The organism is Synechococcus sp. CS-603, assembly GCF_977929215.1.
The window spans coordinates 492,071-512,642 of record NZ_OZ376778.1 but is presented as its reverse complement, the minus strand read 5'-3'; the positions used below and the strand labels follow the sequence as shown (position 1 = coordinate 512,642).

Annotated in this window: 19 protein-coding genes; 6 read left to right on the top strand and 13 right to left on the bottom strand. The window is 66.0% G+C overall.

Going from position 1 to position 20,572, the window contains the following annotated elements; translation table 11 throughout:
* Positions 1 to 33: 33 nt before the first annotated feature.
* Genes arsS through ACXMDM_RS02745 form a run of 3 tightly spaced genes read left to right on the top strand, consistent with a single transcriptional unit; the run spans position 34 to position 4,243 of the window.
* Positions 34 to 939: an arsenosugar biosynthesis radical SAM (seleno)protein ArsS gene (gene arsS, locus ACXMDM_RS02755; protein WP_499570347.1), complete on the top strand. Its 906-nt coding sequence runs from the start codon at positions 34 to 36 to the stop codon at positions 937 to 939.
* Positions 936 to 3,092: a dihydrolipoyl dehydrogenase family protein gene (locus ACXMDM_RS02750; protein WP_259723273.1), complete on the top strand. Its 2,157-nt coding sequence runs from the start codon at positions 936 to 938 to the stop codon at positions 3,090 to 3,092. The genes arsS and ACXMDM_RS02750 overlap by 4 nt, the downstream gene beginning before the upstream one ends.
* Before the next feature lie 50 nt (positions 3,093 to 3,142).
* On the top strand, positions 3,143 to 4,243 hold the full coding sequence (locus tag ACXMDM_RS02745) for a methyltransferase domain-containing protein (RefSeq protein WP_259723272.1): 1,101 nt from the start codon (positions 3,143 to 3,145) through the stop codon (positions 4,241 to 4,243).
* Between the two features lie 4 nt (positions 4,244 to 4,247).
* Here ACXMDM_RS02745 and ACXMDM_RS02740 read toward each other — a convergent pair whose 3' ends face one another.
* The 4 genes from ACXMDM_RS02740 to ACXMDM_RS02725 all read right to left on the bottom strand — a co-directional run bounded on the left by ACXMDM_RS02740 (position 4,248) and on the right by ACXMDM_RS02725 (position 8,054).
* Positions 4,248 to 5,153, bottom strand: coding sequence for a DUF547 domain-containing protein (locus ACXMDM_RS02740; RefSeq protein ID WP_259723271.1), 906 nt, complete (start codon positions 5,151 to 5,153; stop codon positions 4,248 to 4,250).
* A gap of 72 nt (positions 5,154 to 5,225) precedes the next feature.
* Positions 5,226 to 6,539 carry a hypothetical protein gene (locus tag ACXMDM_RS02735; protein ID WP_259723270.1) on the bottom strand — a complete coding sequence of 438 codons (1,314 nt, stop codon included), beginning with the start codon at positions 6,537 to 6,539 and terminating at the stop codon, positions 5,226 to 5,228.
* Position 6,540: 1 nt separating this feature from the next.
* Positions 6,541 to 7,314 carry a glycosyltransferase family 2 protein gene (locus ACXMDM_RS02730; protein ID WP_259723269.1) on the bottom strand — a complete coding sequence of 258 codons (774 nt, stop codon included), beginning with the start codon at positions 7,312 to 7,314 and terminating at the stop codon, positions 6,541 to 6,543.
* Positions 7,311 to 8,054 (bottom strand): TIGR04283 family arsenosugar biosynthesis glycosyltransferase, encoded by a 744-nt coding sequence (locus ACXMDM_RS02725; RefSeq protein ID WP_259723268.1) that lies wholly within the window; start codon positions 8,052 to 8,054, stop codon positions 7,311 to 7,313. Before ACXMDM_RS02725 ends, ACXMDM_RS02730 begins: the two co-directional genes overlap by 4 nt.
* 213 nt (positions 8,055 to 8,267) lie before the next feature.
* Here ACXMDM_RS02725 and ACXMDM_RS02720 point away from each other — a divergent pair, with 213 nt between their 5' ends.
* On the top strand, positions 8,268 to 8,381 hold the full coding sequence (locus ACXMDM_RS02720) for a DUF4236 domain-containing protein (RefSeq protein WP_233831162.1): 114 nt from the start codon (positions 8,268 to 8,270) through the stop codon (positions 8,379 to 8,381).
* A 21-nt stretch (positions 8,382 to 8,402) separates the two neighbouring features.
* Here the strand turns inward: ACXMDM_RS02720 and ACXMDM_RS02715 are convergent, their stop codons facing one another.
* Genes ACXMDM_RS02715 through ACXMDM_RS02700 form a run of 4 tightly spaced genes read right to left on the bottom strand, consistent with a single transcriptional unit; the run spans position 8,403 to position 12,152 of the window.
* The gene (locus ACXMDM_RS02715) at positions 8,403 to 10,895 is read right to left on the bottom strand and encodes a CPBP family glutamic-type intramembrane protease (RefSeq protein WP_259723267.1); all 2,493 of its coding nucleotides are present in this window, start codon (positions 10,893 to 10,895) and stop codon (positions 8,403 to 8,405) included.
* Entirely contained in the window at positions 10,892 to 11,260 is a 369-nt protein-coding gene (locus ACXMDM_RS02710) for a pepsin/retropepsin-like aspartic protease family protein (protein WP_499570033.1), read from the bottom strand. Before ACXMDM_RS02710 ends, ACXMDM_RS02715 begins: the two co-directional genes overlap by 4 nt.
* Positions 11,257 to 11,592, bottom strand: a complete 336-nt coding sequence (locus tag ACXMDM_RS02705) for a hypothetical protein (RefSeq protein WP_499570031.1) — start codon at positions 11,590 to 11,592, stop codon at positions 11,257 to 11,259. Before ACXMDM_RS02705 ends, ACXMDM_RS02710 begins: the two co-directional genes overlap by 4 nt.
* Before the next feature lie 2 nt (positions 11,593 to 11,594).
* Complete coding sequence (locus ACXMDM_RS02700) at positions 11,595 to 12,152, bottom strand: hypothetical protein (RefSeq protein WP_259723264.1); 558 nt, start codon at positions 12,150 to 12,152, stop codon at positions 11,595 to 11,597.
* Between the two features lie 439 nt (positions 12,153 to 12,591).
* Between ACXMDM_RS02700 and sulP the strand changes: the two genes are divergently transcribed.
* Positions 12,592 to 14,283 (top strand): sulfate permease, encoded by a 1,692-nt coding sequence (gene sulP / locus ACXMDM_RS02695; RefSeq protein WP_259723263.1) that lies wholly within the window; start codon positions 12,592 to 12,594, stop codon positions 14,281 to 14,283.
* Between the two features lie 68 nt (positions 14,284 to 14,351).
* On the opposite strand, the gene ACXMDM_RS02690 is transcribed toward sulP, so the two are convergent.
* The 5 genes from ACXMDM_RS02690 to ACXMDM_RS02670 form a co-directional block, all read right to left on the bottom strand.
* Positions 14,352 to 16,049: an alpha-glucosidase gene (locus ACXMDM_RS02690; protein ID WP_259723262.1), complete on the bottom strand. Its 1,698-nt coding sequence runs from the start codon at positions 16,047 to 16,049 to the stop codon at positions 14,352 to 14,354.
* Positions 16,046 to 17,803, bottom strand: a complete 1,758-nt coding sequence (locus ACXMDM_RS02685; RefSeq protein ID WP_259723261.1) for an alpha-amylase family glycosyl hydrolase — start codon at positions 17,801 to 17,803, stop codon at positions 16,046 to 16,048. Before ACXMDM_RS02685 ends, ACXMDM_RS02690 begins: the two co-directional genes overlap by 4 nt.
* Positions 17,804 to 18,413: 610 nt before the next feature.
* Positions 18,414 to 19,283 carry a bifunctional hydroxymethylpyrimidine kinase/phosphomethylpyrimidine kinase gene (thiD, locus tag ACXMDM_RS02680; RefSeq protein ID WP_499570028.1) on the bottom strand — a complete coding sequence of 290 codons (870 nt, stop codon included), beginning with the start codon at positions 19,281 to 19,283 and terminating at the stop codon, positions 18,414 to 18,416.
* Positions 19,280 to 19,657 carry an AbrB family transcriptional regulator gene (locus ACXMDM_RS02675; protein ID WP_259723259.1) on the bottom strand — a complete coding sequence of 126 codons (378 nt, stop codon included), beginning with the start codon at positions 19,655 to 19,657 and terminating at the stop codon, positions 19,280 to 19,282. Before ACXMDM_RS02675 ends, thiD begins: the two co-directional genes overlap by 4 nt.
* Positions 19,638 to 19,820 carry a hypothetical protein gene (locus ACXMDM_RS02670; protein WP_071800493.1) on the bottom strand — a complete coding sequence of 61 codons (183 nt, stop codon included), beginning with the start codon at positions 19,818 to 19,820 and terminating at the stop codon, positions 19,638 to 19,640. Before ACXMDM_RS02670 ends, ACXMDM_RS02675 begins: the two co-directional genes overlap by 20 nt.
* A 207-nt stretch (positions 19,821 to 20,027) precedes the next feature.
* Between ACXMDM_RS02670 and ACXMDM_RS02665 the strand changes: the two genes are divergently transcribed.
* Positions 20,028 to 20,570, top strand: coding sequence for a methyltransferase family protein (locus tag ACXMDM_RS02665; RefSeq protein WP_259723258.1), 543 nt, complete (start codon positions 20,028 to 20,030; stop codon positions 20,568 to 20,570).
* Positions 20,571 to 20,572: the final 2 nt, after the last annotated feature.

Sequence of the window (20,572 nt, the reverse complement as noted above, 5' to 3'; positions counted from 1 at the left end):
ACTGACCTCGGCACGTCGCCTGGATTCCCCAGCCTGCGGCGGCTTGATCTGCGCACCCTGCAGGTGAACATCACCTACCGCTGTAACCAGGCCTGCTCCCACTGTCACGTGGATGCCAGCCCCAGCCGCACCGAAAGCATGGACGACGCCACCCTGGCGCTGATCCCGTCGGTGCTGCAGGCCCGTGGCCTGGGTTGCCTGGATCTCACCGGTGGTGCGCCGGAGCTGCACCCTGGCTTCCGGGGGCTGGTGCGCGCCGCCCGGCGGCTCGGCGTGCAGGTGATCGATCGCTGCAACCTGACCATCCTGCTGGAGCCGGGCCAGGAGGATCTGGCGGAGTTCATGGCCGCCGAAGGGGTCACGGTGGTGGCCTCGCTGCCCTGTTATCTCAAAGAGAACGTCGAGAAACAGCGGGGCGGCGGTGTGTTTGCGCGCAGCATCGAGGGTCTGCGGCGGCTCAATGCTCTGGGCTATGGCCAGCCTGACAGCGGCCTCGAGCTGGATCTCGTCTACAACCCGCAGGGGGCGGTGCTGCCCCCGCCCCAGCAGGCCCTGGAGGCCGATTACCGGCGGGTGCTGCTGGACGAGTACGGCATCGTCTTCAACCGGCTCTACGCCCTGGCCAACATGCCGATCCAGCGGTTTTCGACAGCGCTTGCCGCCAGCGGCCAACTCGATGACTACCTCGCCCTGCTGCGCGCCAGCCACCAGCCGGCGAATCTCGATCAGGTGATGTGCCGCCAGTTGATCAGCGTCGACTGGCAGGGCTGGCTCTACGACTGCGACTTCAACCAGCAGCTGGGCCTGCCCGCAGGCGGCCGCCACCTGCGCGATCTTTTGCAGCGCGATCCCGCCGGTGACCCGATCCAGGTGGCCGCCCACTGCTTCGGCTGCACCGCCGGCAGCGGCTCCAGCTGCGGCGGTGCGCTGGCGGCATGATCCGTCGCCTGCTGTTGCTGCTGGCCGTCGCCCTGCTGGTGGGCCTGTTCTTTGCGCTGGATCTGCAGCGTTTCCTCAACCTGGAGGCCCTGCGTTCGGCCCAGGACTCGTTGCAGACCTGGCGGGCCGGCTCGCCCCTGCTGGCGGCGCTGATTTATGCGGCGGCCTATGTGCTGGTGACCGGGCTGTCGCTGCCTGGCGCGGCGGTGATGACCCTGGCAGGCGGCGCCATCTTCGGGCTGGTGCTGGGCACGCTGCTGGTGTCGTTCGCCTCCACCGCTGGCGCCCTGCTCTCCTTTCTGCTGGCCCGCACCCTGTTGCGCGATCTGGTGCAGCGCAACTTCAGCGCCCAGCTGGCGCCGATCGAGGCGGGCGTGCGCCGTGATGGCGTGCTCTACCTGCTCAGCCTGCGGCTGGTGCCGGTGTTTCCGTTCTTTCTGATCAATCTGGTGATGGGTCTGACGCCGATGCGGGCCCTCCCCTACACGCTCACCAGCCAGATCGGCATGCTGCCCGGCACGATCGTGTACGTGAACGCCGGCACCCAGCTGGCGGCGCTGCGCAGCCTCGACGGAATCCTCTCGCCGCAGCTGCTGGGCTCGCTCGCCCTGTTGGCCGCCTTCCCCTGGATCGTCAAGCTGCTGCTGGGCCGCTGGCAGCGCTGGCGTCTGTACCGCCCCTGGCCGCGGCCGCAGCACTTCGAGCGCAACTTGATCGTGATCGGTGCCGGCGCCGCTGGTCTGGTCACCTCTTACATCGCCGCCACCGTGAAGGCGCGGGTGACCCTGATCGAAGCCGATCGCATGGGCGGCGATTGCCTCAACACCGGTTGCGTGCCCAGCAAGGCGCTGATCAGCTCCGCCCGCCTGGCTGCCCGCATGCGCCGCGCCGACCGTTATGGCCTGACGGCCGCTGATCCCGAGGTGTCCTGGCAGGCGGTGCTGGAGCGGGTGTTCCGCAAGGTGGAGGCCATCGCCCCCCACGACAGCGTCGAGCGCTACGAGGGCCTGGGGGTGGAGGTGCTCAGCGGCCATGCCCGCCTGCTCGACCCCTGGACCGTGGCGGTGACCGCGGCCGACGGCAGCGAGCGGCGGCTGACAACCCGCGCGATCGTGCTGGCCACCGGCGCCCGGCCGATCTTGCCCTCGATTCCCGGCATCGAGGCGGTGGGGGCGCTCACCAGCGAGACCCTCTGGCAGAACCTGCGCCAGTGCGAGCTGGCCGCGCCGCGGATCCTGGTGCTGGGGGGCGGCCCGATCGGCTGTGAACTGGCCCAGGCCCTGGCCCAGCTCGGCGCCCGCGTCACCCTGCTGCAACGGGGCGATCGCCTGCTCAGGCGCGAGGACGCCGAGGTGTCTGCCCTGGTGCGTGCTGCCCTCGAAGCCGATGGCGTGCGGGTGCTCAGCAACGCCAGCCTGCAGGCGTTCGAGAACGGCGAAGCCCTCGTGGAGAGCGGCGGGGTGATCGAGCGGATCGGCTTTGACCGCCTGCTCTGCGCCATCGGCCGCCAGGCGCGGCTGGAGGGCTTCGGCCTCGAGGAGCTCGGCATCCCCACCGGCCGCACGATCGAAACTGACGCCCACCTGCAGACGCTCTACCCCAACATCTATGCCGCCGGCGATGTGGCCGGGCCCTACCAGTTCACCCACACGGCCGCTCACCAGGCCTGGTATGCCGCCGTCAACGCCCTGTTCGGCGACCTGCGCCGCTTCCAGGTGGACAACCGCGTGATTCCCCGCACCACCTTCTGCGATCCCGAGGTGGCCAGCGTGGGGCTCACGGAACAGGAGGCGGCCGCTGCAGCTCAGGCGGTGGAGGTCACCCGCTTTTCGCTCGCCGAACTCGATCGGGCCATCATTGAAGGTGGCACTGCGGGAAGCGCCAGCGCCGGCTTTGTGAAGGTGCTCACGCCGCCCGGCAGCGACAAGATCCTGGGGGCCACGATCGTGGGCGAACACGCCGGTGAACTGCTGGCTGAATTCGTGCTGGCGATGAAGTGGGGCCTGGGCCTGGGCAAGATCCTCGGCACCATCCATGCCTATCCCACCCTTGCTGAGGCCAACAAATACGTGGCCGGAGAATGGAAGCGAAACCATGCTCCGCAGCGGGTCCTGCAACTGCTGAAGCGCTTCCACGACTGGCGCCGCGGCTGATCGCCCACCTCCGTCCTTCTCCCACCTTCCATCCTTCGTTCCCCGGCGCCATGGCCAGCATCAGCACCCAGCCCAACACCCTCCAGGAGGGCGTTCAGGAGTATTACGGCAGCACCCTGGCGAGCAGCGCCGACCTGCGCACCGACGCCTGCTGTGATGCCTCGGCGGTTCCCACCGCGCTGCGGCCGCTGCTGGCCCGCATCCATCCCGAGGTGCTCTCGCGTTATTACGGCTGCGGCCTGGTGGTGCCGGAGCTGCTGGAAGGCGCCCGCGTGCTCGACCTCGGTTGTGGCAGCGGCCGCGACGTTTACCTGCTCGCCCAGTTGGTGGGACCGACCGGCTCGGTGGTGGGGATCGACATGACCCCCCAGCAGCTGGAGGTGGCCGAGGCCCATCGCGATTTCCACGCCGAGCGCTTCGGCTACGCCAACGTCTCGTTCCTGGAGGGAACCCTGGAGAACCTGGGCGAGCTGCCCCTGGTGCCGGCCAGCTTCGATCTGGTGGTTTCCAACTGTGTGGTGAACCTCTGCACCGACAAGCTGGCCGTGCTGGCCGGGGTGCGGCGCCTGCTCAAACCCGGTGGCGAGTTCTATTTCGCCGATGTCTACGCCGATCGGCGCGTACCCGAAGCGCTGCTCCGTGACCCGGTGCTCTACGGCGAATGCCTCAGCGGCGCCCTCTACTGGAACGACTTCCTGCAGCTGGCCCGCCGCGCCGGTTTCCCCGATCCGCGCCTGGTGAGCGACCGGCCGCTGGCGATCACCGATCCGGCCCTCAGCGCCCGCACCGGTCCGCTGCGCTTCTTCTCCGCCACGCACCGCCTGTTCGCCATCGATGGGCTCGAAGAAGCCTGCGAAGACCACGGCCAGGCCGTGATCTACCAGGGCGGAATCGCCGCCCACCCGCACGTCTTTCCCTTCGACAAGCACCACCGCATCGAGGCGGGCCGGGTGTTCCCCGTCTGCGGCAACACCTTCCGGATGCTGGCCGAAAGCCGCCACGCGCCCCACTTCCAGTTCATCGGCAGCTTCGATCGCCACTACGGCCCCTTCCCCGGCTGCGGTGGCGGCCTTCCTTTTGACCTTGCCGATGCAGGCTCTGTTTGCTCCCCTGACGGCAGCCTGACTTCAGAATCTGCCAGCTGCTGCTGAGCGTTCACCCATCTGGCTTTCTCTGGCTGTTCAGGGCCCAGTCGTAGTCGAGGTAGGTGAAGCGGTAGGTGGCGTCGTTGAGGTAGAGGCGGTCGGCCGGGGGGCTGTGTTGGCTGATGAAATTGAGCACGGCGCTTTGCTTGGGGTTGCCGCCGAACACCTTGTCGGTTTTGTAGGTGCGGTCCCAGTCTTCGGCGAACCACTCGAAGATCTTCGAGATCGCCACGGTGTTGGTGGCGCGATCGATCTGCAGGCCGTGGGGTCCGCCGAGCCAGAGGTCCACCTGGTTGTCGAGCTGGGCATCGAGCTGTTCGCCGCTGAACGGCTCGCGGCGCAGGGGCGGGCAACTCACCGCCGCGCAGACGAGGGCGGCATGGATGCGCGGTTCGTTGTAGTCCTTGCGCAGGATGCCGTGCTCGAGGTGATCGAGGGTCATCGACTGGCCGGCCACGGTGTGGCGTCTCAGGTTCCACACCCCGAGGATGTCGCGAATGCTGGCCTTGAGCGGGTCGTGCTCGATGATCGCGACCAGGGTGAGGGCGTTGTAGGCGTTGAGCAGCACAGCGATCTGCTCCGCTTCGCTCCAGCTGGCGAAGCTGGCGGCGGGAAGGGCGGCGAGCTGGTCCACGTAGGCCTGGAGCGCCTTGGGGTTCTGCTGCAGGCCGCGGTAATCGACCAGACCCTCGGCATCCACAAAGCGCTCCAGCACTTCGGTGAAAGCGCTGTTATCGAGCAGCGGGGCCGGCGTGGCCGTTGAGCTGGCCAGCCCCGCCAGGCCCCCCAGCCCATCGGACGGGCCGGAGGACTGGGGCAGCAGGCCGCAGGCGGGTAGCAGGATCAGGCTGCCGATCAGGGCCGGCAGGCCCAGCAACGACGGCAGGCTGGGCCTGGAGAGGGACGGGCGGAGCATGGCGGGTTCAGGAGGCAGTCGGGTCAGAAGGCCGTGCGGTCAGAGGCCGTCGGGATTCAGAAGGGATCTGATTCAGGCGTTTTCTGGAAGTTCAACGGGGTCAGCGGTGCCAGCGAGGGCGCTCAGGGCAGTGCCGAACAGCAGGGGGCCCCAGAGCAGCAGGCGTTCGGGATCGCTGAGTTCCCAGACCGGCAGGCGGGACGGGAGCACGAAGTAGAGGAAGGCGGAGCCGCTGACCAGCCGCGCCCCCCAGTGCCCGTTCGGCACCGCGAAGGGGATCAGCCAACTGAAGTACCAGGCATGGATGATCGGGGATGTGAAGAAAAGGCAAAGGAACCACCAGCGGCTGAATTGGGCGACGCTGCGGGCCCGCAACGTCAGCAGCGCCAGCACCGGCAGTGGGGCGAGCAGAAACAGGGCGTTCCAGCTCCGCGAGGCGCTCCAGACGGCGCCCACCAAATGGGGCAACAGCTCGGCGCTGCGCCCGTAACGCACGAAGGACGATCCGGTGGGAACCAGCGGGCAGCTGGTTGGTTCGCAGAACACCAACGCCGACGCCGCCATCGGCAGCAGCCCCAGCGCCCCCACCAGCAGGGCCAGCCCGGGGCGCCGCGCCCGCAGCGACCGCCAGACCAGGAACCCCAGCACCGGTAGGGAGATCCACTTGATCGCGATGCTCACGCCCAGCAGCAGGGCGCCCGCCAGCCAACGCCGATCGCCCTGGGCTGGATCGATCAGGAACCAGGCCGCCACCAGCGGCAGCAGGAACCAGCTGTCGAAATGCCCGCCCCCCGCGAAGACAGTGAGGATCAGGGGGTTCCAGGCGTAGAGCAGGCTCGGGCCGTGGCCGAAGCGGCGCGCCAGCAACGCGCAGACCCCCAGATCGGCCGCCACGATCGCCAGCTTCACGGCCAGCACGCTGGGGCCGCCCAAGGCCAGCAGCCGGAACAGCAGTTGGGTCAGCGGCGGGTAGATCGCTGAGACGTCCTGGTGGTTGATCAGCCCCCACCAGGGCGTGCGCCAGGGAACCAGCGCGGTGGCGTCGGGCGCCAGCTCGAACGGATTGAAGCCCAGGGTCTGGATGTGCCCTTCCCAGAGGTAGCGCCAGATGTCGTCGCCGGGCTCCATCGGCAGCAGCAGCAGCCGGGCGGCCAGCGCCACGCCCCAGAACCAGGCCGCCCCCACCGTTTTCAGACGCCAGGTGAGGGCGAAGCCCGCCAGCATCACTGCCGCCGCCAGGAAAAAACGCTGCAGCACGTCGGGATCTGTCAGCTGCCCGTTCGGGGCCATCGCGGCGGCGCCAATGATCAGCAAGGCGGCGCTGCTGGGGAGGATCCAGGCGGGAGCCGGTGGTGCGGGAGGTGGTGAGGCGGGAGGGCGTTCCATCTCAGGACGCTTCGCTGCGCGCTTGCACGAGCCGGTTCCGCCACAGCCGTTGGCCGTAGAGGCGAGCCAGGGTGCTGAGGATGGCCAGCCCGGCCCGAACACTGCCGCCCACGGTGCCGGAGATCTTGGAGTGGCCGCCGCGGCGGGGATGGTGCGGCACCGGCAACTCGCAGATGCGCAGGCCGGTTTCGATGGCTCGCACCTGCATCTCGATCGTCCAGCCGAAGCCGCGATCGCCCATCTCCAGCGCCGCCAGGCTGCTGCGGCGCACCAACCGCAGCGGGCCGAGATCCTGGTAGCGCCGGCCCCAACCCAGCTGGATCAGGCTGGTCGCCAGGCTGTTGCCGAAGCGCTGCACGGGCGTGAGTGCCCGGCGGCCTGCCGCCGTGGCGGCCCGGTTGCCCAGGATCAGGTCGTGGTCGGCCAGCCGGCTGATCCAGCCCGGCAACGAGGCCAGGTCGTCGCTGCCGTCACCATCGCAGAAGAGGATCCAGTCGATCGCCTCGGGCAGCTGGGCGAGCCCGCGCCAGCAGGCCCGGCCATAGCCGGCCACCGGTTCGCGCAGCAACTCGGCGCCGGCGGCCGTGCCCACCGCGGCGCTGGCATCGCTGCTGCCGTTGTCGACCACCCGGATGTGAGGCAGGCCGATTGCTTGCAGCTGGCCGATCACCGAGGCCAGGGTGTCCTGCTCGTTGAGCACCGGAATGATCACCATGACGGTGTCGCCCACGGTGCCGTCAACGGTGGTGAAGCGGCCTGCGCGGTTGGCGTTCATCGGTAGAACCGTGCCAACGCCTGGGCCGGAACGCCGCAGGCATAGGCCAGTCGCAAGCCCCACATGGTCAGGATCGTCGGCACGATGCCGTGGCGATGCCAGCGCCGCGGCGAGGTGACCACCCGGGCCCGCAGGCAGACGGGGGCGGACAGGGACCGCAGCCGCGCCGAGAGTTCGACGTCTTCCATCAGCGGCTGGTCGGGAAAGCCGCCGACGCGATCGAAGCAGGTGCGGCTCAGAAAGATCGCCTGATCGCCGGTGGCGATGCCACTCAGCCGCGAGCGCAGGTTCATCGAGGCGGCCACCAGTCGCAGCAGCGCTCCGCCACCCGAGAGCTCCACATCGAAGCGACCCCAGCCGGGGCCGGCCGATAGGGCCTGCCGCACCATGGCGAGCGCGCCCGTAGGCAGGCGGGTGTCGGCATGGAGAAAGAGCAGCAGCGCGCCGCTGCTGTTGCCGGCACCGGCATTCATCTGGCTGGCGCGGCCCCGCCCTGCCTGAACCACCGTGAAGCCTGCCTGGCGGATCCGCTCGGCCGTGCCATCGCGACTGCCGCCATCCACCACAATCAACTCGGCCCCGCTGCTCTTGAGGCTGTGCCAGTGCGTAAGGGCCGATTCCAGCAGGCCGGCTTCATTCAGCACCGGGATGACCACGCTGATCGTGGATTCTCCCCCAGCCGTGGTCGGCAGGGCGCGAGGCAGCGGATCCGGCCGCGGCGCCCGGGATGGCCTGCTCATCGGTGTGGCTTGCGTCGTCACGATCCAACGATGCTGACCGCTGCGGTAGGGGATGCAGGGACTACCGGCAACGGACCGGATCGGATGGGGTTAGGTGTGATCTGGCTGTGTAGTGCCAACAGGTTGTTGGCCCGGCAGGCTGGTGGTCTTCATGGCGCATCCATTGGGCTGACTCAGCTCCGGGAGCAAGCGCTTCATGATCCGCTGATCGCCATGCCCTTCCGCTTCCGCCGCTCCGCCCGCCTTGGCCCCCTCCGCTTCAACTTTGCCAAGAGCGGCCTGAGCTCGATTTCAGTCGGTGGCCGTGGGCCCAGGGCCTGGTGCTGATCGCCCTGGCGGTCATCGGCGTCACCGTGCTGGCCGTAGGCGCCGGTGTCCCTGCAGGGGCCCTAGCCAGACCGTGACCGCCAGCCAGTGGATCAGCAGTGGCGGCCAAATCGAGCCGCTGAGGTTGTAGGCGACTAGGCAGGCCAACCCCAGCAGGGTGCACTGCACCAGAAAACGTGGGTCATGGAACACCCTCTTGGCGTTGGGGTACCAGGTGCGCCCCGCCAGGGGGTGGTAGATCACAAACAGCCCCAGGCTCAAGGAGCCCCAGGCGAGCGTGCCCGCCAGGCCTTCCCCCTCCAGCGGATGGGGCAGCAGGGCGACGCGAAACAACAGTTCTTCCACCAAGGCGGGCATCAGCAACCAACCAAGGGATCGGCGCAACAGGGGGAGTGGCGGTCCCCAGCGCACCTGCGCATGGAGGAAACCGGAGCGTCGTCCCAGGGCCAGAGCCAGCAGGGCGTAGGGCACAAGGATCGCCAGGGTCATGGCCACGGTTCGCCAACCGACGGCCATGAACAGGGCAGAGGCGATCCGGCGCAGCAGGGAGGCCACGGGCGGCAGCTGACCGAGCAGATCGGTGGGGGCCAAAGGAGTGATCCGCCCATCCCCGCCAGGAATCTGGTTGGTGCGCAGCACATGCAGCTGGGCGCCTTGGTTCAGGAACAGCTGGGCCAGATTGTCGTGGCCGCTGCGGGGCACCATCGTGCGCCAGCTCAGCAACGTGACCCGCAGACCGGTGCTGCGGCGGAAGGCCGCACCCTCGTCCATCCCCTGGGACGACTGTTCCACCACGGCCGCATTGCGGCGCCAATCGGCGCGCATCTGTCCAAAGGGCGTGAGCAGGCCATCGAGGGAGCGGGTGAGGCGTTCGAGGGATTGGATCCGCTCGGCGTCGGGGCCTGAGCCAGGTCCTTGGCTGGTGGCAGACGCGAGCCGCAGGCGCAGGCGCTCCACCGCAATCGCCAGGGCCTGGCTGGAGTCCTGTACGCAGGAGATCGCCGCGCCCACGCCGTTGAAGCCGGTGCCATCGCCGCTGCGGTAGCGGGCCATCAACACCTCCGCCTGCAGTTGCAGTTCCCTCAACAACGACAACTGGGATTCGCCAGCGCCGAAATCGGAGCGGGCGGGCTCGTCGAAGCGATCCAGCTTGACCAGCAGATCAGAGAAGGGCCGTGTGCACAGCCAGCCCCGGCGCAGGTCGCCGGCATAGGCGCTCCAGTCCTGCGTGCCGGCCACGATCCCATCGGGATTGTTGGCATAGATCTGGTGGTAACGCAGGGCGAACTGAAGCTCGCCGGTGAAGGGGTCGCGCACCACCTCCGCCTCTCCGAAGGCGAAGTGGCCGGTCACGGTGAAAAAAGCGATGGGCTCTGCCTGGCGGCCACCGATGCCCCCGAACAGGTGGATCAGCAGGCCGCGGTCCCCCAGGACCCAGGGCACCGGAGTTTTCGCGGCAAGCTCGACCCGCGAGAAACTTCCGCGCTGGAGGCTGGTGGGGGCCCAGCTGCCGCGCTGCAGGTAGCGCCAGCTGGCGTCGCGGCCGTGCTGCAGTTGGTCGGCCATGAGCTGAAACAAGGCCCGGGGCCGCAGGGCCTGGACCGTGAACAGCCCCGTGGCATCGGGGGCGCCATAGAGATACCAGCCCTGCTCGCCGATGGGGTTGCTCACCAGGCCCAAGGGGCTGGACATCCAGCGGCCGTTGCGGTTGAGGGGCTGCTGGGGGACGCGCACGGTGGTGATCGGCCCACTGAACGCCCCCCGCTCGCTGTCGTAGTGCTGCACCCGGTAGCGATCGGAGGCTGAACCGCCGCCAACAGCTGGGGCGGGGCCCAGGATCTGCGCCAGCGCGACCCAGCGGCCGGTGGTCTGGATCGGCGGCCGGCCGATGCGCAGAGATGGGGCGCCCGCAGCGGCGAGCCCATCGGCAGGCGCCACGGCGACCTCCTGCAGTTCCACGATCACGTCATCGCGGGGGCGCGCGCCCGCCAGGGACTGCAGCGGCCCCACTCGCCGGCGTCCATCGAGGCGCACGGGCACCACGTTGCCATCGGTGCTGGCGGAGCGGGCGGCGGCATCCAGACGGATGTCGGTGGTGACCGCGCGCACCAGGTTCGTCAGAGGTGGGTTGTCCTTCCAGCCGAGCCGTAGGCGCTGGCCCAGCAACGACGCCTGCGGCGCTGGCACCTGTTCGAGTTCGATCCAGGTCCAGTCCTGGCCCGGAGTGCCCGGGGCCTCGGCCAGCTCGCGCTCACTGGGCAGGATCAATCTGCCGATCCAGTCGGCGTGGGGTTTGTAGAGGGCGGGATCGGGGCGCAGGCCCAGGGGGTAGTGGGCGCTCTGGTTGAACGGGGCCCGTTCGCTGAGGGCATCATTGGAGAGCGGCAAGGGAGCGCTGGGGGTGCCGATGCCAGGGGAGGTTGCTCCCATCGTCGCCAGGGCTGGGCTGAACAGGGCCGCGAGCGCCAGCACCAGGGCTAGCGACCACGCCAGGAGAGCCGTGAATGACTTCACCACAGGCTGAGCGTGGGTGGCCTCTGATCAAGCCGCCAGAGCTGGCGGTGCGTGCGCAGCAGCTCCTGGCCAACGATCGCCTCCACTTGAAGTTCAGCAAAAATCGGATTGGCAGTGACGATGCCCTCGACGCGGGCCGGGCCCAACCCGAGCCCCAACCCAGCAAAACGCTGGCGTTTCACCTGTTGCTCGCCGCCAAAGCCCACCAGCCGTACCGGTTCCTCCGGCCCGATCGGCCCCAGACGCGTGGCTATGGCAGGGCTGAGGAACAAACCCTCGGCGCCGGTGTCCGCGAATGCCACGGCTCCCTCCCCAAGGCGAAGGCGCTGGCCTACGGGGTCGATCCAGACGGGCAGGCGTTTCAACAGCGGTGCCCCCAGCACCCCATCCACCCCTGGCCAGGGGAGCGCCCTTGAGCTGGAGCAGAGCGACGCAGATGGCCAGCATCGGCGCCGATCCAACCCTGTCGGTGGATCGTAGGTCGATCCGGAGAGTTCTCATCTGGGTGCATGAATCCCCAGCTTTTGGTGCCCATGTCGGCAAACACGGCTTCCCACATGCTGGTGCGGCCCACCACCGTGAGCACCAGGAAAATGGCCTTGAAGCCAAGCGCCAGGGTGATGTTCTGCCACAGCACCGTGAACGTGCGGCGCGAAAGGGCCATGGTCTCCGGTAGCCGCATCAGATCGTCTTTCATGATCACCACATCGGCCACTTCCATCGCTGTGTCGCTGCCGGCCTGGGCCGCACGACCAGGGCCCGCAGCGCTGCAATGGCCTGCTGGGATGAGGGTTTGACGGTATCGGCCACGGGGACCATCGCCAGCACCGTGGTCGTGTCGGCTAGAAGCGAGACACTGCGGCCCTGACGTTCCTGAACCAGGATCGCCGCCTCAAGGGGCGCAACGCCCAGCAGGAACGGCACCAGTACAGCCACGGCGCAGGCCAGAAGAAACACCGCCGGCGTGTAGCGCGCGGCCTGGGCCTCCTCCACCGCTGGAGGATGCGCGCCAGGGTGCTCTGCGAGGCCGGGGCACTCACCCGGATCTCGAGGGCTCAGCTCTGGTTGACGGTGCCCGATCAGAAAGGCACCGCTGACAGCCACACTCATAGGCGCGTTGATGTTCAGCCGGCCCTGCCGCAGGGCGGCGATGCCCTTGCGGTAGATCGACAGGCCCACCAGTGCGATCGCACCGATCGCCAGCCCCATCTCCACCGGCTCGTGGCCGAGAGCCTCAGGCGCGAAACCATTGACCAACTCTGCGGCAGGCCGCGCAGGGCGTGGCGGATTTCGTTCTCTTCGCTGGCGCAGTCCATCGAGCGGATCCGAAACGTCCGTTTTGATGCACTGCCCGTCGGTGCTTGGGCCGGAAGGCTGGGCGCAGGGGCGTGCTGGTGCTTGCGCATGGGGCTTTGGGCAGTGAACCCATCAAAGATCCTGTAGCGGCTAGAGAGTCAAGGCTCACCAGACCATCAGCATCCAGGCCCTGAATCGCCTGAAGCAGGGTGGTGGTTTGCAGCGGATTGCTCCTTGCCGTCTGCCGACAGCGCGAACACGTTCGTGGTTAAGCCTGACAACAGGCGGCCGCTGGCCGTGCCGCTGGATTGTTTCGATGCCATGCTCGATCGAAAGGCTGAATGTTGCCCGTCGGTTGCTGGAGCTTGAGAGCCCCCAGCCGCAGTGGTTCATGCGATCCATGCAGATCCCATCCTTCCCGGGCCTACAGCGCCTCCGCCATTACCAGCCAGCCTGGCTGAGAGGAGATGTCCTGGCTGGAAGCACCGTGGCGGCCTATCTGGTGCCGCAGTGCATGGCCTATGCGGAGCTGGCGGGGCTGGCTCCGATCACTGGTCTGTGGGCGATCTTGCCGCCGATGCTGCTCTATGTCCTGATCGGTTCCTCCCCCCAGCTATCAGTAGGGCCCGAATCCACCACCGCCGTGATGACGGCCGCAGCGATCGGTCCGATCGCTGCCGGTGATCCAGGCACCTACGCCGCCTTGGCCAGCCTGTTGGCGCTGACTGTGGGCCTCGTGTGCTGCATTGGCGCCGTGACACGGTTGGGATTCCTGGCCGATCTGCTCTCCAAGCCGATCCTGGTGGGGTACATGGCTGGTGTGGCGGTGATCATGATCACCAGCCAGATCGGAAAGATCAGCGGGGTGAGCTTTAAGTCGGAGTCTCTGTTGGGCCAGATGGGCGAGCTGATGGCCCAGCGGAGCGAGATCCACCTGCCCACGCTGTTGCTGGCGAGCGGGACGCTGCTGTTCCTGTTCTGGGTGCAGCGGCGCTTCCCTACCGTCCCAGGTCCGCTCCTGGCGGTGCTGCTGGCCACCACGATCGTGGCCGTTTGGCATCTCGACCACGCCGGCGTCGCTGTAATCGGCATGATCCCGGCCGGCCTGCCAAGTTTCTCCCTGCCGCAGGGGGTGGCGCCGGAGAAGCTCAAGTATCTGGTCTCAACAGCGGTGGGGATCGCCCTGGTGGGCTATTCCGACAACGTGCTGACTGCTCGCTCCTTTGCCGCCCGGGGTGGCTATCGCATCGATGCCAACCAGGAGCTGCTGGCGCTGGGGGTGGTGAATGTGGGCAATGGCCTGCTGCAGGGTTTTCCGGTGAGCAGTAGCGGCAGCCGCACCGCCATCGGTGAGTCGCTCGGCAGCCGCTCACAGCTGTTCTCACTGGTGGCCTTTGCGGTGGTGTTGCTGGTGCTGCTGTTCCTGCGGCCGCTGCTGGCGCTGTTCCCCAAGGCGGCCCTGGGGGCGATCGTGATCTACGCCGCCATGCGGCTGATTGACATCCCCGAGTTCCAGCGGCTGCGACGCTTCCGCAAGAGCGAGTTCGGGCTCGCCCTGATCACCTTGTTCGGCGTGCTGGTCACGGACATCCTTGTAGGGGTCGGGCTCGCGGTGGCGTTCTCCGTGGTCGATCTGTTCGCCCGCCTGGTACGCCCCCAGGACGCGGTGATGGGGGTGGTGCCCAAACTCGCTGGCCTTCACGACGTCAGCGACTGGGAGGGAGCCAGCAGCTATCCCGGCCTCGTGCTCTACCGCTACGACGCCCCGCTCTGCTTCGCCAACGCGGAGGACTTCCGCTGTCGCGCCCTTGAAGCGGTGGCGAGAGAAAAGGCACCGGTGGAGTGGTTCGTGCTCAACGCCGAGGCGATCGTGGAGATCGACATCACTGCCGTGGACGTGTTGCAGGATCTCCACCAGGAGCTCACCGACCTCGGCATCGCCTTCGGGATGGCGCGGGTGAAACAGGATCTCTACAACCAACTCCATCGTGCCGGCATCGTGGAGTTGGTCGGAGCCGCCTGGTTTTTCCCGACGCTGCCGGCGGCCGTGGCCTCTTTCTTGGGCCGCCGAGGTGGGCTTGATCCTCAATAAGCCGGTCGGATCGCTTCACTCATGGCCCGGGAGAACGTCCAACGTGCTGGGATCCAGCAGAAACAACCTCACCGGAGGAGACCAGGAGACCCTGCGATCGGATGGATGGACGAGGTCACAGGCTCGGCAACAGCGATGAACACTCCGAAACCGGGGATCTCGACTGTGCTCTCGAAACACCTCACCTGAAAATCCAGTTCATCGGCCTGACGGCAGGCCGGCCAATGTTCCAGGGACTGGTAGACCGGCACCCTGTCGAAATTGAACGCAAACAGGAGGGTCTGGCTGGCGGCCCGACGACAGAAGGCCAGCACAGGGTCTTCGCTGGGAAGCAACTGCAGGTCACCATCGGTGAGGGCCTCCTGCCGCCGGCGCCAGTGGATCAGACGGCGGTATTTGTTCAACAGTGACTGGGGGTCGCGCTCCTGGGCCTCCACCGCCATGCGGCGATGTTCCCGTGGGAGCGGCAGCCAGGCCTCCGGCGCCGTGGTGAACCCGGCCTGATCGCCCTCAATCGTCCAGGGCATGGGGGTGCGGCAACCATCGCGACCCAGCACCAGCGGATAGCCCCGAATCCCGAAGGGATCTTGCATCCGCTCGCGGGGGATCTCGGCCTGGTGCAACCCGAGTTCGTCACCCTGATAGATGCAGCAGCTGCCCTGCAGGCTGATCAGGAGCGCGGCGAGCTGATGGTCGAAGGCCTCCTGACTGAAGTGTTCGTCCATCAGAGCCCCGTGCCAGCGGGAGGCGAGGCGGGGAAAGTCGTGGGTTCCGGCGGTCCAGCAAAGGACTCCGCCCTTGAATTGGGCCTGCACCCGCTCGATGATGCCCGTGAGCCGGGCGCGATCAAGGGGCTCCTCGCTCATCAGGGAGGAGTTGTAGGCCATGTGCAACTTGTCGGGAGCGTCCACGTAGGCAGCCGCATCGGCGATCGCGTCCTCGGCGCACGACACCTCGGCCAGGCTGGTGCGTTCCGGATAGCTGTCGAGCAAGGCCCGAATGCGTTCCACTATCTCCACGGACTCCGGCCGGCCCTGGTTGTAGGTGTTCACGAACTGAAAGAAGGGGACCTCTCCGAAGGCCCCGTCGGGCAGGGCCATACCTGGAAGCCGCTGTGGATTGTCGCGGCAGTTCTGATCGGCTACCAGAAAGTTGATGACGTCGAAACGAAAACCGTCGACGCCCATGTCGAGCCAGTAGCGCCCCACGTCCAACATGGCCTCCTTAACCTCCTGATTCCGCCAGTTGAGGGCGGGCTGCTCCTTGAGGAAATGGTGGAGGTAGTACTGGCGGCGCTGGGGTTCCCATGTCCAGGCCGAGCCGCCGAAGGTGGACAGCCAGTTGCTGGGAGGCTGGTCATCGGGGCCAGGATCATGCCAGACATACCAGTCAGTGTGGCGATTATGGCAACTCTTTCTGCTCTCGAGAAACCAGGGGTGCTGGTCGGAGGTATGACTCCAGACCTGATCGATGATCACCTTCAGGCCATGGCTGTGGGCTTCATCGAGGAGCGCACGAACATCTTCAAGAGTTCCAAAGAGAGGATCGACCTGGCGATAGTCACTGACGTCATAGCCGAAGTCCTTCATCGGCGATAGGTAGAACGGGGACACCCAGATCGCATCGACGCCAAGGGAAGCGACATAGGGAAGTTTCTGGATGATGCCTCTAAGATCGCCAACACCGTTGCCGCTGCTGTCCATGAAACTACGCGGATAGATCTGGTAGATCACCGCGGAACGCCACCATTGCTGTTGAGGGCTCATCGCTCCATCACAAGGGCTCCGTAGGGGGGACATCGCAGAACCTCGCCACAAACATGATCCTCGCCGAAGGCGTTCAAGCCGTGGATCACCAAGGAGGGTTGCAGGGGGCAATCGACCAGACCATGCCGTGAGGGATGGAAGTCGGCCCAGCGCCCGCTGGTATTGAAAAGGCAGAACACACTGCGCTCCTCGGCGTCACCGCGCAGGAAGGCCAACAGGGGCTCCCCTGTCTCCAGAACGGTGATTGCACCGCTGTGCAGGGCGGGATGCTCCCGGCGCCAGTGCAGCAGCCGGCGCCAGGTGTTGAGCAGGGAGCTGGGATCCTTCGTCTGGAGGTCCACCGCCAGAGCCCTATGCCGGCGCGGAATCGGCAGCCAGGGCTGGCCGGCAGTGGTGAAGCCCTGCTGGGGCGCGCTGGACGACCAGGGCATCGGTGTGCGGGAGCCGTCCCGACCGGGCAGAACCGGATAGAGCGCCTTGCCGAACGAGTCCCGGATCCGGTCCTCGGGGATGTCGGCGGGAATCCGAGCTTCCGGCAGGCCCAGCTCATCGCCCTGATAGAGGCAGAGGGCTCCGGGGAGACAGGTCAGCAGAGCCGCCATCATGTGATAAGCGACTTCCGGATAGGGCTGGCCGTGCTGATCGGTGCCAGTCCAGCGCGATCGGAACCGGCCATAGTCGTGATTTCCCACCATCCAGCACTGCCCCTGGTCGGGGAAGTTGCTGAGGGTGCGCTCAATCACCCCTCGCAGCATCGCCATCGACAAGGGGCGCTCCTGCAGCAGAGAGCTGTTGTAGGCGAGGTGCAGACGGTTGTGACCCTGCACATAGGCTCCGGAGAGAGCAATCGAGTCCTCAGCGAGCGTCACCTCCCCCAGGCTCACGACGTTGGGATATTCATCCAGCAGAGCCCGGATGGCAGGCAACTGCTCGAACATTTCGGTGCGACAGAAACTGTTGACGAACTGCTGGCGGACCATCGGGTTGTCGGGCGAAATCCCGTCAGGGAGTCCCATCTCCGGTGTGCGCTCCGGGTTATCGCGAAGGGCGGGGTCCTCAAGGAAGAAGTTCACCGCGTCGATGCGGAAACCGTCAACACCTTTATCGAGCCAGAAGCGGGCCAGATCGAGCACGGCCTCCAACACTTCCGAGTTGTGCCAGTTGAGTTCTGGCTGACACGGTAGGAAGTTGGCGAGGTAGTACTGGCGGCGCCCCAGATGCCATTGCCAGGCGCTGCGTCCCATGAAGGCCGAAAGCCAGTTGTTTGGCGGGGAGCCATCGTCGCGTGGGTCATGCCAGACATACCAGTCGGCCTTGGGGTTGTTACGGCTGGAGGCGCTCTCCACAAACCATGGGTGCAGCTGGGAGGTGTGATTCCAGACCTGATCGATCAACACCTTGAGACCCATATCATGGGCAATGGACAAGAGTGTCTCGAAATCCTTCATCACCCCGAATAGGGGGTCGATGTCGAGCATATCCGTGATGTCATAGCCCAAATCCTTCATGGGTGACTCGTAAAAAGGAGTCAGCCAGATGGCATCCACCCCGAGGGAGGCAACATAATCAAATCGACGGATGATACCCTGCAGATCACCAATGCCGGTGCCGCTGGTATCGAGGAAACTCCAGGGCAGGATCTGGTAGATCACTGCATCCTTCCACCAGGGGCGACCGGGCGAAGGATCACATCGCCACCAGGGACATCGCCGTGGGCTGACGTTGGTGCCGGGTGAATCACCCTTCGTGCTCATCGGCGCTACAACTCGCGGTGGGTGCCTCAGAGAGGCTTTACCTCGCCTCCGCAAGTCCTCAGCAAAGCATTTGAACCGTAGCATCTCATCGCCGTACATCCCCCGCCTGCAGGGTCACAAAAGCCACGGTGCACCCACTCTTGAGCTCATCAGGCTGGACATAGTGAGAACAAGCCGTTGTTTCTGGAGGCCAGGCGTAGGCGGCGCAGGGCTGAAGGAGGCTCAGGTGATAGCTGTTCTGACTCATTCCAGGTGACCCAAGGGACACCCGCATCCGCCACAAAGCGTGGACGTACCGCCAATGACTTCGAAATCGGCGCAATTGAAATGATCACGTTTGCCATTCGCTGACATCTGATGGGTTGCGGTCTAATCGCCCTTGGGATTGAAACTCCAGGTGACATCTAAGGCAGGTGAAAGCGACCACTGGCCATGACGATCTATCCAAGAAAGGCGAAGTTTTTGAGGTGATCATCCAGATTGTGGGCGGCGAGATTGAACATCACACGGAGGGGCGCTACCGAAGCTGTTTTCGGATCTGGCGGTGCGTCTGGGAGCTGGCTGCTGTGCGGGAAGCAGCAGGAAGAGCCTGATCACATCCACCGGCACGTCAGACAAGGGGCCAGACGTTATGGAAATGATGCACCGGTCCATGTCCATGCCCGACGTGCAGGCCATCCGCTGCAGCGATCGCGCCTTGCAGATAGGCATGGGCGCGGCTGACGGCGTCGGCCAGATCAATCCCCTGGGCCAGACCTGCGGCAACGGCGGCTGAGAGTGTGCAGCCGGTGCCATGGGTGTTGGTGGTCGCCTGACGTGGCGCCGTCAGGCGCAGAACAGTGCTGCTTGTGACGAGAAGATCTACACATTCGGCGCCCTCGGTATGACCACCTTTCAACAGAACCGCGCGCGCGCCGAAGCCGACCAGGGCCTTCGCCTGTTGCAACATCGCTACCTCGGTTGTGGCCACCGGAACGTTCAGCAGAACCGCCGCTTCGGGCAGGTTGGGAGTGAGGAGAGCCGCCATGGGCAACAGGCGCCTGCGTAAGCAGGAAAAAGCATCCGCTGACAACAAAGCATCCCCTGACTTCGCCACCATCACCGGATCCAGCACGATCGGCAGCGAACAACCGGCCAGACTGTCTGCCACGGTATCGATCGCGGCGGTGTCGCCCAGCATGCCGATTTTGACGGCCCGGACATCAAGATCAGCGAAAACTGCCGCGATCTGCGCCGCGATCATCGCGGGGCTGGCAGGTTCAACAAGCGTCACGGCGCAGGTGTTCTGCGCCGTCAGGGCCGTGACCACGCTGGCGCCGTAAACCCCCAATGCCGAAAACGTTTTGAGATCGGCTTGGATGCCGGCGCCGCCACCACTGTCAGAGCCGGCGATGGTCACGGCAATCGGGGCCATCGCAGTTTTTCCTTGTTTTGTCACCTCTGTGGCCCGCTGGGCCACAGAGGTGAGCGTGTGGATCACTCCTCTTCGTCGCTGTCGCTAGCGCCAGCGGGGATCAGGCGGATCTGCTTTTTACCCAATTTGATTTCAAACTCATCACCGGGCTTGAGGTCAAGCAGGGCGGTGTAAGCCTTGCCCACCAGCAGGTTGCCGTTGAACTGAATTTTGGCGGTGTAGCTCAAGCTGCGACCACCTTTGCCGATGGCTTTGCCACCGCCAACACCAAGGCTGACGCCCTTGGCTTCCAGCAGCGCCTCATAGAAGGCCGTGAAATTCAGCCGTTCGCTGCCATCCTTCTTGGTGCTGACGTAGCCGGCGGCGCGTACCAGATCAGACTTGGAAACATCTCCAAGCTCCTTGACTTTGGCGAGTAGATCAGGTCCGGTAAGGGCCATCGATGTCGAGCAACAATGCAATTAATATAGCGGAAGGGAAGACGCCATCGATGGCAATGGCTCGCTTCGCCGTCATCTCAGCGGCGCAGATTGACGCCGGCTTTCCCATCACCACTGCCCTTGAGATACCGGCAGCCTCCAGGAACGGATCCAGAATCAGCATCGGATCGCGTTGATGTTCTCACGCCACGAAAGTCTTGGGGCCGGCTGATTCGGCATCGCCAGGTTCAGCTCCATCTCCCCGTTCACTTCCCGGTGCATAGCGGGGAATTGCAGTTAGGCGCGGCCATGACGACCCACTGCCAACCGCCATGTCTTCATGCCGCTAGTAGCATAAGAGGAGAAACTGGCCCATTCAGGCGAGCCGATCATGGGGAACGTTTTGGGCGAACGATTGCAGGCCTGGGGGTTCTCCTGGCAGGGCCTGCGTGACAACCGCCATGGTGAATGGTGGCTTCTGGCCCAGATGCTGCTGATCGCCGCCCATTGGCTACCGCCCATGCCCTCCCCGGCTGCGCTCGGGATTCATTGGCCGGTAACGCTGCGCCTCGTCGGCGGAATCACTGTGGTGGTGCGACTTGTCCTGGGCGCCCAGGGCACCTTCAACCTGGGCGACAGCCTCAGCCCCCTACCGGAGCCGATGCCAGGCGCCGTTCTTGTGACGGAGGGTGCCTACGGGCGCTGTCGCCATCCCCTCTACCAATCGCTGCTGATCTGCTCCCTGGGTGTCGCCATTGCGCTCGGCAGCGTGCTGCACCTGGGGCTGCTGCTTGCTTTTGTGGTGGTTTTAGGCAACAAGGCGCGGCGGGAGGAGGCCAGGCTTTTTGCGGTCCATCCCAGCTACGCCGCTTACCGGGCCTCCACCGCGGCGATCATTCCCCACCTGCCGTGGCTGGATTGGCGCTCAGCCTGAGC

Bases quoted from the DNA above. Each gene is read 5' to 3' on its own strand.
- ACXMDM_RS02745 (WP_259723272.1), top strand. From the start codon at position 3,143: ATGGCCAGCATCAGCACCCAGCCCAACACCCTCCAGGAGGGCGTTCAG.
- ACXMDM_RS02685 (WP_259723261.1), bottom strand. From the start codon at position 17,803: ATGAGCACGAAGGGTGATTCACCCGGCACCAACGTCAGCCCACGGCGA.
- ACXMDM_RS02735 (WP_259723270.1), bottom strand. From the start codon at position 6,539: ATGGAACGCCCTCCCGCCTCACCACCTCCCGCACCACCGGCTCCCGCC.
- ACXMDM_RS02750 (WP_259723273.1), top strand. From the start codon at position 936: ATGATCCGTCGCCTGCTGTTGCTGCTGGCCGTCGCCCTGCTGGTGGGC.
- ACXMDM_RS02740 (WP_259723271.1), bottom strand. From the start codon at position 5,153: ATGCTCCGCCCGTCCCTCTCCAGGCCCAGCCTGCCGTCGTTGCTGGGC.
- ACXMDM_RS02725 (WP_259723268.1), bottom strand. From the start codon at position 8,054: ATGAGCAGGCCATCCCGGGCGCCGCGGCCGGATCCGCTGCCTCGCGCC.
- ACXMDM_RS02690 (WP_259723262.1), bottom strand. From the start codon at position 16,049: ATGAGCCCTCAACAGCAATGGTGGCGTTCCGCGGTGATCTACCAGATC.
- ACXMDM_RS02720 (WP_233831162.1), top strand. From the start codon at position 8,268: ATGCCCTTCCGCTTCCGCCGCTCCGCCCGCCTTGGCCCCCTCCGCTTC.
- sulP (WP_259723263.1), top strand. From the start codon at position 12,592: ATGCAGATCCCATCCTTCCCGGGCCTACAGCGCCTCCGCCATTACCAG.
- ACXMDM_RS02665 (WP_259723258.1), top strand. From the start codon at position 20,028: ATGGGGAACGTTTTGGGCGAACGATTGCAGGCCTGGGGGTTCTCCTGG.
- ACXMDM_RS02730 (WP_259723269.1), bottom strand. From the start codon at position 7,314: ATGAACGCCAACCGCGCAGGCCGCTTCACCACCGTTGACGGCACCGTG.
- ACXMDM_RS02675 (WP_259723259.1), bottom strand. From the start codon at position 19,657: ATGGCCCTTACCGGACCTGATCTACTCGCCAAAGTCAAGGAGCTTGGA.
- ACXMDM_RS02705 (WP_499570031.1), bottom strand. From the start codon at position 11,592: ATGAAAGACGATCTGATGCGGCTACCGGAGACCATGGCCCTTTCGCGC.
- ACXMDM_RS02670 (WP_071800493.1), bottom strand. From the start codon at position 19,820: ATGCTGATTCTGGATCCGTTCCTGGAGGCTGCCGGTATCTCAAGGGCA.